This window comes from Pseudomonas sp. PDM09, assembly GCF_014852305.1.
In the GTDB taxonomy this organism is placed as follows: domain Bacteria; phylum Pseudomonadota; class Gammaproteobacteria; order Pseudomonadales; family Pseudomonadaceae; genus Aquipseudomonas.
This window is the reverse complement of record NZ_JACVBI010000011.1, coordinates 217,425-231,686: the sequence shown is the minus strand read 5'-3', so window position 1 is coordinate 231,686 and position 14,262 is coordinate 217,425. Positions and strand designations below refer to the sequence as shown.

Genomic DNA, 14,262 nt, shown 5'->3' with positions numbered 1-14,262 from the left:
TTGCGCCATTCATCATGGTGTTTGCTGCGGAGTTGGCGTTCTTTGCCGGTTGTGTCTAGACTGGCCGGGTTCTTGTCGGGGTGCCTTGCTATGAGGCTGAGATCGAATAATTTCGGATCCCGTTGAACCTGATCAGGTTAGCGCCTGCGTAGGGAACAAGATTTCTCGTCACCCGGCGAGTCCTCTTGTGCTTCGTCCGGGATGTTGTTCGACAATCGAACACCCCTCGAGCACCGAGCACAGCACCAGCTGGTTTTCCCAGCGCCCGTGCGTCCATTCGTTTACAGGTTCGCTCCGACAAAAATCCACTGCCTGGATGTGTGTCTGGAGAGCCCGTGATGACTACAAAATCAAAAATCGAAACCAATCTGAGTGACTCGGCCAAGGTCGATCAGCAATCGGTTCAGCCGTTTACCCGCTCGCAAAAAATCTATGTCCAGGGCTCTCGCCCCGACATCCTTGTGCCGATGCGCGAAATCAGTCTGGACGTGACCCCGACCGATTTCGGCGGCGAAATCAACGCGCCGGTGGTGGTGTATGACACCTCGGGCCCCTATACCGATCCCAACGTCATCATTGATGTGCGCAAAGGCCTCGCTGACGTGCGTTCGCCGTGGATCGAAGCCCGTGGCGACACCGAGCGTCTGCCAGGTTTGAGCTCGAACTTCGGCAAGGAACGCCTCGCAGATCCGGAGCTGACCAAGCTGCGCTTCGCTCACGTGAACAACCCGCGTCGCGCCAAGGCCGGTGGCAACGTCACCCAGATGCACTACGCCCGCAAAGGTATCATCACGCCCGAGATGGAATACGTTGCCATCCGCGAAAACATGAAGCTGGAAGTGGCCCGCGCCGCTGGCTTGCTGGACCAGCAACACGCCGGTCACAGCTTCGGCGCCAGCGTGCCGAAAATCATCACGCCCGAATTTGTCCGTGAAGAGATCGCCCGCGGTCGCGCGATCATTCCCGCCAACATCAACCACACCGAACTGGAACCGATGATCATCGGCCGTAACTTCCTGGTGAAGATCAACGGCAACATCGGCAACAGCGCACTGGGTTCGTCCATCGAAGAAGAAGTGGCGAAACTGACCTGGGGCATTCGCTGGGGCGCGGACAACATCATGGACTTGTCCACCGGTAAGCACATTCACGAAACCCGCGAGTGGATCATCCGTAACTCGCCGGTACCGATCGGTACCGTGCCGATCTACCAGGCCCTGGAAAAAGTCGGCGGCGCCGCTGAAGACCTGACCTGGGAACTGTTCCGCGACACGCTGATCGAACAGGCCGAGCAAGGCGTCGACTACTTCACCATCCACGCCGGCGTATTGCTGCGCTACGTGCCGCTGACCGCCAAACGCGTGACCGGTATTGTTTCCCGTGGCGGTTCGATCATGGCCAAGTGGTGCCTGGCGCACCATAAAGAGAACTTCGCTTACACGCATTTCGAAGAGATTTGCGAAATCATGAAGGCCTACGACGTCAGCTTCTCCCTGGGCGATGGCCTGCGTCCGGGCTCGATTGCCGACGCCAACGACGCGGCACAATTCGGTGAGCTGGAAACCCTCGGCGAGCTGACCAAAATCGCCTGGAAGCATGACGTACAAACCATGATCGAAGGCCCGGGCCACGTGCCGATGCAGTTGATCAAAGAGAACATGGATAAGCAGCTCGAGTGCTGCGACGAGGCGCCGTTCTACACCCTCGGCCCGCTGACCACCGACATCGCGCCGGGCTACGACCACATCACTTCGGGTATCGGTGCGGCGATGATCGGCTGGTTCGGTTGCGCAATGCTTTGCTACGTGACCCCGAAGGAACACTTGGGCCTGCCGAACAAGGATGACGTGAAGACCGGGATCATTACCTACAAGATCGCGGCCCATGCTGCCGACTTGGCGAAGGGGCATCCGGGCGCGCAGATTCGCGACAATGCCTTGAGCAAGGCGCGTTTCGAATTCCGTTGGGAAGACCAGTTCAACCTGGGCCTGGACCCGGACACTGCGCGCTCGTACCACGACGAAACGCTGCCGAAGGATTCGGCCAAGGTCGCGCACTTCTGCTCCATGTGCGGGCCGAAATTCTGTTCGATGAAGATCACCCAGGAAGTCCGTGAATACGCGGCCAACCAGCGGATCGAAACCGTCGATGCGGAAATCGCCCAGGGCTTGGCGGAACAGGCCGAGCGGTTCAAGCAGGAAGGTAGTCAGTTGTACAAGAAGGTTTGATTTGACCTGTGATTGACGGTGCCTGTGCTGCCGTCTTCGCGAGCAAGCCCGCTCCCACATTGGATCTCCTGTAAACACAAATTTTGTGTACGACCGGGATCAAATGTGGGAGCGGGCTTGCTCGCGAAAGCGCCGGTTCATGCACCAAAAATCCCACTGACACACTTATCCCTCTGAGATAACACCCTTGAGCATTCAACCCAGCACTTACTCCCCGGATACCGCGGTGCCGACCGACAAACGTGTCTTCGGCGGTCGTGATCTGTGTTCCCTGTGGTTCTCCCTTGGCATCGGCCTGATGGTGTTGCAGACCGGCGCGCTGCTCGCTCCAGGTCTGGGCCTGTCTGGCTCGATGCTGGCAATTTTTCTCGGCACGCTGGTCGGCGTTCTGTTGCTGGCCGCCGTCGGTGTGATCGGCAGCGACACCGGCCTGTCGTCGATGGCGGCACTCAAACTCAGCTTGGGCCGTCATGGCGCGAGTCTTCCGGCGGTGTTGAACCTGCTGCAACTGATCGGTTGGGGTTCGTTCGAAATCATCGTGATGCGCGACGCTGCCAGCCTGCTCGGCGCCCGCGCATTCAGCGAAGGCAGCCTGCTGTCGAGTCCGCTGCTTTGGACAGTTTTCTTCGGTGGTTTGGCGACTTTGCTGGCGGTCAGCGGCCCGTTGACCTTCGTGCGCAAGATCCTGCGCAAGTGGGGCATCTGGCTGCTGCTGGCCGCGTGTATCTGGCTGACCTGGAACCTGTTCGCCAAAGCCGACCTTGCGGCGTTGTGGGTGCAAGCCGGTGATGGTTCGATGCCGTTCGCCGTGGGCTTTGACATTGCGATCGCCATGCCGCTGTCCTGGCTGCCGCTGATTGCCGATTATTCGCGGTTCGGCAAGCGTGCGAAAAACGTCTTCGGCGGTACGGCGCTGGGCTTCTTTATCGGTAACTTCTGGCTGATGAGCCTGGGCGTGGCCTACACCCTGGCGTTCGCGCCGAGCGGTGAAGTGAATGCATTGCTGCTGGCATTGGCCGGTGCAGGCCTGGGGATTCCATTGCTGCTGATTTTGCTGGATGAGTCGGAAAATGCCTTTGCCGATATTCACTCGGCGGCGGTATCCAGCGGGATTCTGTTGCGCTTGAAAGTCGAGCATCTGGCCTTGGCCATCGGCGTCATCTGCACGCTGATCGCCTGCCTGGCGCCATTGGCCCAGTACCAGAACTTTCTGCTGTTGATCGGCTCGGTGTTTGCGCCGCTGTTCGGCGTGGTGCTGGTGGATCACTTCATCCTGCGCAGGCGCAGCGCTCACGTAGCGTCAGCCGCATTGCGCTGGCCGGCATTGCTCGCCTGGTTGGGCGGGGTGAGCACCTATCATTTGCTGGCCAATCTCTATCCGGACATCGGCGCAACCCTGCCGTCGCTGGTACTGGCAGGGTTGCTGCAACTGCTGCTCGGTCGGGCCTTCAGCTACGGCCGGGAAACAGTTCAGGCTTGAGAATACCGTTCAGGCGCGGGTAGGGGATCTTCAGTTCGACGTGGCCCAATGCGTAAGGCGCAAGGGTACTCACTTCGTACTTGAGGATCACCCCGCCGTAGGTCAGCGCTACGTTCTGGGTTTTCACGAAGGGCCAGCTCTTCACGAACTCCGGTTCCTGATCGAGCTTGGTGCTGATCAGCCAGCTGTTGTGCGCCACTTGGGCGGCTTTCCAGAACGCCTCTTCCTGTCCCGGGATCAACATGTCCGAGAGGGTCAGCACTTTATGCTGTTGACGTGAATAGTTGATAAAACCGCGGCCCGGCGTGCCATGGGCTCCGCCGGTGTCCAGGTAGCTGGATAATTCAACGATCACCAAGCCGTCATGCTGCTCACGTACCTTGGCTTGCAGGTAACTGCTGTAGCGCGGCCCGGCACTGCTCAAGAACTGCTCGCGATACGCCGCCAGCGTTGGCGCTACGGGGGCTTCGGGTGAGGTGCGGGTCATTTGCAACAGGCGTTTTTCGATGATGCCGTCAAGTGCAGGCTCATCGGGGAAACGCAGCGTATCGATATTCACCAACGGGCATTCAGGGTTGGCACAGCCTGGTTTCAACTGTTCCGATGCGTCGCGGGTAGTTTCCAGCGGCGCCCGATAGTTGGGCTGGAACAAACTCTGGCAGGCGCCCAGGGTTAGGGCGATGGCGGCCACGGAGGCGATTTTAAAAAGCGACATGGGCGTCCTTCATAAAACAGGGAAAGGCGAAAAGTTACCCGCTTCGACTCTCAACGAAGCAGTCAGTTCGCCACTAAGCTAATTAGAGTTGGTTTCGCCCTCACCGTCTATCCCGCTGACTGGAAAGGGGCTGCATCAAACATCGCGGGCGCGTTAGGATGGCGCGAAGTCGAGGTTGCAAGTAACAAAAAGGAGCCTCGTAACGGATTTGTAGTAAACGAGGATTGTCATGACTGATTTTGCCAACGCCATTCCGACCGCCGTTGATATCGTTCGGCGCGAAAAGTGCTACGAGGGTTTCTACAAGCTCGACCGCGTGCACTTGCGTCACGAATTGTTCGCCGGTGGCATGAGTCGCGAGATCAATCGTGAACTGTTTGTTCGCCATGATGCGGTGTGCGTGCTGCCTTACGATCCGCAGCGCGATGAAGTGGTGTTGATCGAGCAGTTTCGCGTCGGCGCCATGGGCAAGATCGATAACCCGTGGCTGATCGAACTGGTCGCCGGTCTGATCGACAAGGATGAAGTACCGGAAGAAGTTGCTCACCGCGAAGCGCAGGAGGAAGCTGGGCTTGTATTCGGGGCGCTCTGGCCGATGACCAAATATTTTCCATCGCCGGGCGGCAGTAACGAATTTGTGCATTTGTACCTGGGGCGTTGCGAGACAACCGGGGTTGGCGGCCTGCATGGGCTGGAGGAAGAGGCAGAAGATATTCGCGTCACGGTCTGGGCGTTCGAAGATGCCCTGCAAGCCGTACGCGACGGACGTATTGCCAACGCGCCAAGCATCATTGCCTTGCAATGGCTGGCTTTGAACCGCGTTGAAGTGAGGGGGTTATGGTCGTAAACAAGCTGCGCGATCGCTACCGGATCGACCTCGTGGGGCTGCAAGCCTCCTGCGAGGCCAACTACGCGCGCCTGATGCGACTGCTACCGGATATGCGTAGCGAACCGGAGGCGCGGCGCATCGCCGTCACCCACGGCGACCAGATGCTGGGCGTGCTGGCCCTCGAAGTGCTGCAGGTCTGTCCGTACACCACGACCCTGCAAATACGCCAGGAACACAGCCTGCCGTGGCTGCCGGTGCCTCAACTGGAAGTTCAGGTGTATCACGACGCGTGCATGGCCGAAGTGGTCAGCGCCGAACATGCACGACGCTTCCGGGGCATCTATCCTTACCCGAACGCCGCAATGCATCAGCCGGATGAAAAGGCTCAGCTCAATCTGTTCCTGGGGGAATGGCTGAGCCATTGCCTGGCTTGCGGTCACGAGTACGCTGTTGTGCGCTAAGAGCCCTGTGTAGTTGTGAACTGCGTCCGGTTCACAGATTTCCTCTTTTGATCGCCCCCCAGCATAATTGCGGCACTTACCCATCCCGTGATAACGCCCTGGGAGAACGCCTTGCCGAGCGTATCCACATTGACCACCGCCGATCCGGCGTTGCTGGTGCAACTCTCCGACAGCCATCTGTTTGCCGAGGCGAACGGGACATTGCTGGGCATGAATACCCGCGACAGCCTGCAACAGGTCATTGAGCTGGTATTGAAGCAGCAGCCGCAGATTGATCTGATGATTGCCAGCGGCGATCTTTCCCAGGACGGGACGCTGGAGTCGTATCAACTGTTTCGTGACCTGACCCGGCAGATTGATGCGCCGGCACGCTGGATTCCCGGTAATCATGACGAGCCGCAGGTCATGGCTGTGGCGGCGGTGCAGAGTGCGCTACTGGAGCCGGTGGTGGATATCGGCAACTGGCGGGTCACGTTGCTCGATTCGGCGGTGCCGGGGTCGGTGCCGGGGTATTTGCAGGATGAGCAATTGCAGTTACTCGCTCGCTCGTTGAGTGAGGCACCGGAGCGGCATCATCTGGTGTGTTTCCATCATCATCCGGTATCGATCGGGTGTGCCTGGATGGAGCCCATTGGCTTGCGCAATCCAGAAGCGTTGTTTGCGGTGCTGGATCGCTTTCCACAGGTGCGAGCGGTGTTGTGGGGGCATGTGCATCAGGAAATTGACCAGGTGCGCAACGGTGTGCGCCTGATCGCATCACCCTCGACCTGCATTCAGTTCGAGCCGGGCAGTGATGATTTCAAGGTGAGCGAGCAGGCGCCGGGGTATCGGTGGTTGCGGTTGTTGCCGGATGGCCAGCTCGAAACAGGCGTTGAGCGTGTCACCGGTTTCGATTTTCAGGTTGATTACGGCTCCAACGGCTACTGACAAAGCCCCTGTAGGAGCTGTCGAGTGCAACGAGGCTGCGATCTTTTGACTTTGTTTTTAAAAGCAAGATCAAAAAATCGCAGCCTCGTTGCACTCGACAGCTCCTACAGTAAACTGCGCCTCTTTACCCGACGCACAGGGCGCTCAAATGTCTGGTTCGATCCTTTATATCCACGGTTTCAACAGCGCGCCGGCGTCGAAAAAGGCCTGTCAGTTGATTAATGTGATGGAACGGCTGGGCTTGAGCGATCAGTTGCGTGTGCCGGCCTTGCATCATCATCCCCGCGAGGCCATCGGTCAGTTGGAGCAGGCGATTGCCGAGCTGGGGCGGCCGCTGCTGGTCGGCAGCTCACTCGGCGGCTACTATGCGACTCACTTGGCCGAGCGCCATTGCTTGAAAGCCCTGTTGATCAACCCTGCCGTCAGCCCGCACCGGATGTTCGACGGGTTCCTGGGGACGCAGAAAAATCTGTATACCGATGAGACTTGGGAATTGACCCACGACCACATAACGGCCCTGGCCGAGCTGGAAGTGCCGGCGCCCAAGGATCCGCAGCGGTTTCAAGTATGGTTGCAGACCGGCGACGAAACGCTGGATTATCGCCTCGCCCAGCAGTATTACCGGGCCTGTGCCTTGCGCATCCAGGCGGGCGGCGACCATAGTTTCCAGGGTTTTGCCGAGCAATTGCCGGCAATGCTGAGTTTCGCCGGCATCGGCGCAGATTTGTATCAGGCGATTGATTTCACTGCACTGTGATTTGTCGCCTCTTTTTCACCGAACACTCTTTTTACAGGCGGACGACGAGACCCCATGGCCACTCCCAGCGCTAGCTCTTATAACGCAGACGCCATCGAAGTCCTCTCGGGCCTCGACCCGGTGCGCAAACGCCCCGGCATGTACACCGACACCAGTCGGCCGAACCACCTCGCCCAGGAAGTCATCGACAACAGCGTCGACGAAGCCTTGGCCGGGCATGCGACATCGGTACAGGTCATCCTGCATGCCGATCACTCTCTGGAAGTCAGCGATGACGGCCGTGGCATGCCGGTGGACATTCACCCTGAAGAGGGTGTGTCGGGTGTCGAGCTGATCCTCACCAAGCTTCATGCGGGCGGCAAGTTTTCCAACAAGAACTACCAGTTCTCCGGCGGTCTGCACGGGGTGGGTATTTCTGTGGTCAACGCCTTGTCGACCGAAGTCCGGGTGCGTGTAAAACGCGACGGCAACGAATACCAGATGACTTTCGCCGACGGTTACAAAAAGACCGAGCTGGAAGTGGTCGGCACCGTCGGCAAGCGCAATACCGGCACCAGCGTGTTCTTTGCGCCGGACCCGAAGTATTTCGATTCACCGAAATTCTCCATCAGCCGCCTCAAGCACGTGCTCAAGGCCAAAGCCGTTCTGTGCCCGGGGCTGCTGGTCAGTTTTGAAGACAAGGCCACCGGCGAGAAAGTCGAATGGCATTACGAAGACGGCCTGCGCTCCTACCTGGTGGACGCGGTCAGCGAATTCGAACGCCTGCCGGACGAGCCGTTCTGCGGTAGCCTGGCCGGTAACAAAGAAGCGGTCGATTGGGCGTTGCTGTGGTTGCCCGAGGGCGGCGACAGCGTTCAGGAAAGCTACGTCAACCTGATCCCGACAGCCCAGGGCGGTACGCACGTCAACGGTCTGCGTCAGGGCTTGCTCGATGCGATGCGCGAGTTCTGCGAGTTCCGCAGTCTGTTGCCGCGTGGCGTGAAGCTGGCGCCGGAAGACGTCTGGGAGCGCATCGCGTTCGTCTTGTCGATGAAGATGCAGGAACCGCAATTCTCCGGTCAGACCAAGGAGCGCCTGTCATCCCGTGAAGCGGCGGCCTTTGTTTCCGGTGTGGTCAAGGATGCCTTCAGCCTGTGGCTCAACGCCAACCCGGAAACCGGCATGCTGCTGGCGGAACTGGCGATCAACAACGCCGGCCGTCGTCTGAAGGCCAGCAAGAAGGTCGAGCGTAAACGCATTACCCAAGGGCCGGCACTGCCGGGCAAACTCGCTGACTGCGCCGGGCAGGACCCGATGCGCTCCGAGCTGTTCCTGGTGGAAGGTGATTCCGCCGGCGGTTCGGCCAAGCAGGCGCGGGACAAAGAATTTCAGGCGATCCTGCCATTGCGCGGCAAGATTCTGAACACCTGGGAAGTCGACGGCAGCGAAGTGCTGGCCAGCCAGGAAGTGCATAACATCGCCGTGGCCATCGGTGTCGATCCGGGCTCGGCGGACATCGCCCAGCTGCGTTACGGCAAGATCTGCATCCTCGCCGACGCGGACTCCGACGGTCTGCACATCGCCACGTTGCTGTGCGCCTTGTTCGTCCAGCATTTCCGCCCGCTGGTGGATGCCGGTCACGTCTACGTCGCCATGCCGCCGCTGTACCGTATCGACCTGGGCAAAGAAATTTACTATGCCCTGGACGAAGCCGAGCGCGATGGCATCCTCGATCGCCTGGTAGCCGAGAAGAAACGCGGCAAACCACAGGTCACCCGATTCAAAGGTCTGGGTGAAATGAACCCGCCGCAGTTGCGCGAAACCACCATGGACCCGAACACGCGGCGTCTGGTGCAGTTGACGCTGGAAGATTTCGACGCGACCTCGGAAATGATGGACATGCTGCTGGCGAAAAAACGCGCTGGTGATCGCAAGTCCTGGCTGGAGTCCAAGGGCAACCTGGCCGAGGTTCTGGGCTGATGCGATTTGGCTGGGCCCTGGCGTGTGCGTTGCTGCTGACCTCGGTAACGGTTTCGGCAGAGCCTGCGCCCGAGCTGCGCCTGTTATCCGAGCATGCCGTCGACGGCATGCGCGGCGGCAATCTGTCGGGGCTGGCCCAGTGCGGCAAGGACCTGTGGACTGTTTCGGATCGGGACGATGATCGAATCTATCGCCTCGACACCCGCAACAACACCTGGCAAGCCGAAACCGTGCGCATCGACGTACCCGTGGCGCCCGATAGCGGTTTGCCTTGGGGCTTGCGTTCACGGACTTGGGTGGCATCGTTCGTGCGGGGCGGGAACCTGGATTTCGAAGGTATCACCTGCGACAGCGCCGGCAATCGTTACATCGTCAGCGAAGCGCACGCCGCGGTGTTGCAAGTGCCGCCAATCGGGCCTGCGTCCTGGCTGAAAATCTCGCCGATGCTGGTACGCGAAGCACGGGCCAGCGGTATGTTGCTGCACTTCAATGCATTGTTTGAAGGGCTGGCGATCAATCCGGCCGGTGACACGCTGTGGCTGGCTGCCGAACGCGAGCGCCGCGGTTTGCTGCTGATCAAGCGCCAGCAAACGGTCTGGGACTGCAAGGGTGGTTGTGTGCTGCTGAGTGAGGCAGGGGTGGAGATGCAGCCAGCGCAATTTCCCAAGGCCAGAGCGCGCTCCCGGGATTTTGCCGATCTGTCATTGTTCGACGGCAAATTGTTTACCCTTGAGCGCAATGCCTTTCAGGTTTGCCGTCGCGATGCGGTGACGGCCAAGGTCGAGCGCTGCTGGTCGTTTGCCGCCGAGGCCTTGCAGGAAAACCGTCGTTATTCACAGGCCTATGGGCTGGCGGAGGCGTTGATCGTGGACGCCGACGGCGCCTGGGTCGGTATCGACAACAATAATGGTGCGCGCGTCGACGGCGAGAAACGCCCGATTGTCTGGCGCTTTGCCGCGCCTGAAGGTGGCTGGAGTGCCAAGTCATGAGTCAACAACCGCCAGGCAAACGCGCCGGTCGAGTATTGATGGTACTGGCCTGGTGCGCGGCGTTGTTTCTGGCAACACGGTTTTTCGGTCAATGGGAAGAGCGCCAGCAAAACCCGAATGGGGTGGTCAGCTCCGAACAGGGCGAAGGTTTTATCGAAGTGAAGCTGATCAGTAACAGTCAGGGGCATTTTGTCGCCACTGGCCAGATCAATGGCCAGCCGGTGGATTTCATGCTCGACACCGGCGCGACCGATGTGGCGATCCCGGCTGAAATGGCCGAGCGACTGAAGCTGGAAAAAGGCTTTGGGGTGACCCTGAGCACGGCCAATGGCTTGAGCGAGGGTTATCGAACCCGGCTCGAGCGCCTGCAATTGGGCGACATCGTGCTGCGTGACGTTCGCGCGCTGGTGGCGCCCGGTTTGCACGGCAATCAGGTGCTGCTCGGTATGAGCGCACTGAACAAACTTGAATTTACCCAGCGCGGTGGCACCATGCTGCTGCGCCAGACAACGAACTGATGAGGCCCGCATGAGCGACTCCCTTGATCTCAGCCTGGACGGTGTAGAACGCCGGTCACTGGCTGACTTCACCGAAAATGCCTACCTCAACTACTCCATGTACGTGATCATGGACCGTGCCTTGCCGCATATCGGCGACGGCCTGAAACCGGTACAGCGGCGCATCATCTATGCGATGAGCGAGTTGGGGCTGGACGCCGATTCCAAACACAAGAAGTCGGCGCGTACCGTCGGTGACGTGCTCGGTAAGTTCCACCCGCACGGCGACTCGGCGTGCTACGAAGCCATGGTCCTGATGGCCCAGCCGTTCAGCTACCGCTACACGCTGGTCGACGGCCAGGGTAACTGGGGTGCGCCGGACGATCCGAAGTCCTTCGCCGCCATGCGGTACACCGAAGCGCGGCTGTCGCGTTATTCCGAAGTGCTGCTCAGCGAGTTGGGCCAGGGCACCGCGAACTGGGGCCCGAACTTCGACGGCACGCTGGAAGAGCCTTTGGTGTTGCCGGCGCGTTTGCCGAACATCCTGCTCAACGGCACCACCGGTATCGCCGTGGGCATGGCCACCGACGTACCGCCGCATAACCTGCGCGAAGTCGCGACCGCTTGCGTGCGCTTGCTGGACGAGCCGAAAGCCACGGTCGAGCAGCTCTGCGAACACATCCAGGGCCCGGATTACCCGACCGAAGCGGAAATCATCACGCCGCGCGCCGACCTGCTGAAAATCTACGAAACCGGCAAGGGCTCGGTGCGCATGCGCGCCGTGTACCACATTGAAGATGGCGACATCATCGTCACCGCGCTGCCGCACCAGGTGTCCGGTGCCAAGGTGCTGGAACAGATTGCGGGCATGATGCAGGCCAAGCCCTCCAAGGCTCCGCAGATCGCTGACCTGCGCGACGAGTCCGACCACGAAAACCCATGCCGCATCGTGATCATTCCCGGTGCCCGCAAAAACTTCGATCACGACGCGCTGATGCAGCACCTGTTCGCCAGCACCGAGCTGGAGTCGAGCTACCGGGTCAACATCAACATCATCGGTCTGGACGGCAAGCCGCAGTTGAAAAACCTGCGGGCCTTGCTGGTCGAGTGGCTGGAGTTCCGGGTGCAGACCGTGCGTCGTCGTCTGCAATTTCGCCTGGACAAGGTTGAGCGTCGCCTGCACCTGTTGGACGGTTTGTTGATCGCTTACCTCAATCTGGATGAAGTGATTCACATCATCCGCACCGAGGAACACCCGAAAGCCGCACTGATCGAGCGTTTCGCCCTGAGCGAAATCCAGGCCGATTACATCCTCGACACCCGTTTGCGTCAGTTGGCGCGACTGGAAGAAATGAAGCTGCGTGCCGAGCAGGATGAACTGCTCAAGGAACAAGCCAAGCTGCAAGCCCTGCTGGGCAGCGAAGCCAAGCTGAAAAAGCTGGTACGCACTGAACTGATCAAGGACGCCGAAACTTACGGCGACGACCGTCGCTCGCCAATCGTCGAGCGTGCAGAAGCCAAGGCCTTGACCGAGCACGATCTGCTGCCGAACGAGAAAGTGACTGTAGTTCTGTCGGAAAAAGGCTGGGTTCGCTCTGCCAAGGGGCACGAAATCGACGCCACTGGGCTTTCCTACAAGGCCGGAGATGGTTTCAAGGCCTTGGCGCCCGGTCGCTCCAACCAGTTTGCGGTGTTTATCGACTCCACCGGTCGCAGTTATTCGGTCGCGGCCCACACCTTGCCCTCGGCCCGAGGCCAGGGCGAACCGCTGACCGGCCGCCTGACGCCGCCGCCAGGGGCGAGTTTCGAATGTGTGCTGATGCCTGAAGACGATTCGCTGTACGTGATCGCCTCCGACGCCGGTTACGGATTCGTGGTCAAGGGTGAAGACCTGCAAGCCAAGAACAAGGCGGGCAAGGCCCTGCTGAGTTTGCCGAACAACGCCAAAGTGATTCTGCCGCGCCCGGTAGCCGATCGCGAGCACAACTGGCTGGCCTCGGTGACCACCGAAGGTCGGCTGCTGATTTTCAAAATCAGCGATTTGCCACAATTAGGTAAAGGAAAAGGGAATAAGATCATCGGGATTTCCGGTGAACGTGTTGCCAGTCGCGAAGAATATGTCACGGACATTGCCGTTTTGCCGGAGGGTGCCACTTTGGTGCTGCAGGCCGGAAAACGTACCTTGTCACTGAAGGCGGACGACCTCGAACACTACAAAGGTGAGCGTGGGCGTCGCGGTAACAAACTGCCACGTGGCTTTCAGAGGGTTGATGCGCTGTTCGTCGAAAACCTCAATTAAGCGTCCTAGAGCGCTCGATCTACGATTTAACGCGTAGATCGACGCTTTGCCGCTGGAGTCGGAACGCATATTCACGGATGATATGGCCTTTCAAGCGCCGGCGTAGCCGAGCGTTCTTCATATTTTTTGAGTATTTTCACTGTGGTTAGCCTTGTGGCAGCCACCTGGATGGGACGATGACTGCTCTGCGCCTTCCTTTTATTTTGATGCTCGCCGGCGTACTTGGCCTGGCGGGTTGCAGCGTTCACCAACCGGTGTCGCTGTATCAGCTGGACAGCGGAAGTCCGGCTCAGCCTGCGCAAAGCGCGGGCATGGCGGTATTGCTGGGCCCGGTAACGGTTGCCGACTACCTGCAACGCGAAACCTTGTTGCAGCGTCAGCCCGATGGCAGCCTGCAAGCTTCGGCTGATGGTCGTTGGGCGGGTAGCCTGTCTTCCGACATCGATCAGCTGTTGCTGCGTCAGGTCGCCGGCCATCTGGACAGCCAGCGCGTTGTCCTGGCACCGGCGACATTAGGCTTCACGCCGGATGTTCAGGTGCTGCTGACGATCACGCGTCTGGACTCGGGTGCATCGCAACCGGCGATCCTTGATGCCCAATGGCGGCTGATTGACCGTCGTGGTCAGGTGCGCGATAACCGCATCATTCATCTGCAGGAACAGCACACTGGCGGGACTGCGGCTCAGGTTCAGGCTCAGGGTGTGTTGCTGCAGCGTCTGGCCGAGCAGCTGTCGACGGCGCTCAAGCCACTGGCGAATCAGCCGCCGATCGCCGAAGCACCTCGCAAGCCAGCTGCCAAACCAGTGACACCGGCAGCAGAACCGGAGAAGCAGCCGAAAATCCCGATGGCTTCGCCGATTCGCACGGATATGGAAGTGTTCAGGTTCTAAGCCTGGATTGAGTCCAGAACAAAGCCCGCCTTGTGCGGGCTTTGTTGTTTGTGGCGCGTACTGATCATTCCCACGCTCTGCGTGGGAATGCAGCCGTGACGCTCTGCGTCACATCGGTGCCAGGTTCTGGGTATGAGGTGGGGCTGGAACGCGGAGCGTCCCTGGAGGCATTCCCACGCAGAGCATGGGAACGATCAGCCCGCAGACAATCACTCATCTGCGGGCTTCTTT

General features: G+C 59.6%; 12 protein-coding genes and 1 riboswitch. Of the genes, 11 read left to right on the top strand and 1 reads right to left on the bottom strand.

All coding sequences use genetic code 11. The features are described from left to right. The first annotated feature begins 66 nt into the window (after window positions 1-66). Window positions 67-172: riboswitch (TPP riboswitch) on the top strand. A 166-nt stretch (window positions 173-338) separates the two neighbouring features. Together thiC and cytX are read left to right on the top strand one after the other, a co-directional pair. Beyond that, window positions 339-2,228, top strand: coding sequence for a phosphomethylpyrimidine synthase ThiC (gene thiC, locus IB250_RS24740; protein WP_192346009.1), 1,890 nt, complete (start codon window positions 339-341; stop codon window positions 2,226-2,228). 187 nt (window positions 2,229-2,415) lie between these two features. Beyond that, window positions 2,416-3,708 (top strand): putative hydroxymethylpyrimidine transporter CytX, encoded by a 1,293-nt coding sequence (gene cytX / locus IB250_RS24735; protein WP_192346007.1) that lies wholly within the window; start codon window positions 2,416-2,418, stop codon window positions 3,706-3,708. On the opposite strand, the gene IB250_RS24730 is transcribed toward cytX, so the two are convergent. After that, window positions 3,677-4,423, bottom strand: coding sequence for an RsiV family protein (locus tag IB250_RS24730; protein ID WP_123500103.1), 747 nt, complete (start codon window positions 4,421-4,423; stop codon window positions 3,677-3,679). The genes cytX and IB250_RS24730 overlap by 32 nt on opposite strands. Window positions 4,424-4,652: 229 nt before the next feature. On the opposite strand from IB250_RS24730, the gene IB250_RS24725 reads away from it, so the two are divergent. The 9 genes from IB250_RS24725 (at window position 4,653) to IB250_RS24685 (ending at window position 14,031) form a co-directional block, all read left to right on the top strand. Further along, window positions 4,653-5,270: an NUDIX domain-containing protein gene (locus IB250_RS24725; RefSeq protein WP_123500105.1), complete on the top strand. Its 618-nt coding sequence runs from the start codon at window positions 4,653-4,655 to the stop codon at window positions 5,268-5,270. Then, a complete protein-coding gene (locus IB250_RS24720; RefSeq protein WP_123500106.1) occupies window positions 5,261-5,713 on the top strand; it encodes a DUF1249 domain-containing protein in 453 nt (150 codons plus the stop codon). Before IB250_RS24725 ends, IB250_RS24720 begins: the two co-directional genes overlap by 10 nt. A 111-nt stretch (window positions 5,714-5,824) precedes the next feature. Then, window positions 5,825-6,640, top strand: coding sequence for a 3',5'-cyclic-AMP phosphodiesterase (cpdA, locus tag IB250_RS24715; RefSeq protein WP_192346005.1), 816 nt, complete (start codon window positions 5,825-5,827; stop codon window positions 6,638-6,640). A 148-nt stretch (window positions 6,641-6,788) separates the two neighbouring features. Continuing rightward, window positions 6,789-7,397 carry a YqiA/YcfP family alpha/beta fold hydrolase gene (locus tag IB250_RS24710; RefSeq protein ID WP_192346003.1) on the top strand — a complete coding sequence of 203 codons (609 nt, stop codon included), beginning with the start codon at window positions 6,789-6,791 and terminating at the stop codon, window positions 7,395-7,397. Window positions 7,398-7,451: 54 nt separating this feature from the next. After that, window positions 7,452-9,356 (top strand): DNA topoisomerase IV subunit B, encoded by a 1,905-nt coding sequence (parE, locus tag IB250_RS24705; protein WP_192346001.1) that lies wholly within the window; start codon window positions 7,452-7,454, stop codon window positions 9,354-9,356. Next, window positions 9,356-10,345 carry an esterase-like activity of phytase family protein gene (locus IB250_RS24700; RefSeq protein WP_192345999.1) on the top strand — a complete coding sequence of 330 codons (990 nt, stop codon included), beginning with the start codon at window positions 9,356-9,358 and terminating at the stop codon, window positions 10,343-10,345. Before parE ends, IB250_RS24700 begins: the two co-directional genes overlap by 1 nt. Continuing rightward, entirely contained in the window at window positions 10,342-10,863 is a 522-nt protein-coding gene (locus tag IB250_RS24695; protein WP_192345997.1) for a TIGR02281 family clan AA aspartic protease, read from the top strand. Before IB250_RS24700 ends, IB250_RS24695 begins: the two co-directional genes overlap by 4 nt. Window positions 10,864-10,873: 10 nt before the next feature. Further along, entirely contained in the window at window positions 10,874-13,141 is a 2,268-nt protein-coding gene (parC, locus tag IB250_RS24690) for a DNA topoisomerase IV subunit A (RefSeq protein WP_123500118.1), read from the top strand. Window positions 13,142-13,317: 176 nt separating this feature from the next. Then, complete coding sequence (locus IB250_RS24685; RefSeq protein ID WP_008074671.1) at window positions 13,318-14,031, top strand: membrane integrity-associated transporter subunit PqiC; 714 nt, start codon at window positions 13,318-13,320, stop codon at window positions 14,029-14,031. The last annotated feature ends 231 nt before the right edge of the window (window positions 14,032-14,262 follow it).

Coding starts and splice junctions, on each gene's coding strand:
- IB250_RS24730 (WP_123500103.1), bottom strand. CDS start 4,423: ATGTCGCTTTTTAAAATCGCCTCCGTGGCCGCCATCGCCCTAACCCTG.
- IB250_RS24720 (WP_123500106.1), top strand. CDS start 5,261: ATGGTCGTAAACAAGCTGCGCGATCGCTACCGGATCGACCTCGTGGGG.
- IB250_RS24725 (WP_123500105.1), top strand. CDS start 4,653: ATGACTGATTTTGCCAACGCCATTCCGACCGCCGTTGATATCGTTCGG.
- IB250_RS24695 (WP_192345997.1), top strand. CDS start 10,342: ATGAGTCAACAACCGCCAGGCAAACGCGCCGGTCGAGTATTGATGGTA.
- IB250_RS24685 (WP_008074671.1), top strand. CDS start 13,318: ATGACTGCTCTGCGCCTTCCTTTTATTTTGATGCTCGCCGGCGTACTT.
- parC (WP_123500118.1), top strand. CDS start 10,874: ATGAGCGACTCCCTTGATCTCAGCCTGGACGGTGTAGAACGCCGGTCA.
- IB250_RS24700 (WP_192345999.1), top strand. CDS start 9,356: ATGCGATTTGGCTGGGCCCTGGCGTGTGCGTTGCTGCTGACCTCGGTA.
- parE (WP_192346001.1), top strand. CDS start 7,452: ATGGCCACTCCCAGCGCTAGCTCTTATAACGCAGACGCCATCGAAGTC.
- IB250_RS24710 (WP_192346003.1), top strand. CDS start 6,789: ATGTCTGGTTCGATCCTTTATATCCACGGTTTCAACAGCGCGCCGGCG.
- thiC (WP_192346009.1), top strand. CDS start 339: ATGACTACAAAATCAAAAATCGAAACCAATCTGAGTGACTCGGCCAAG.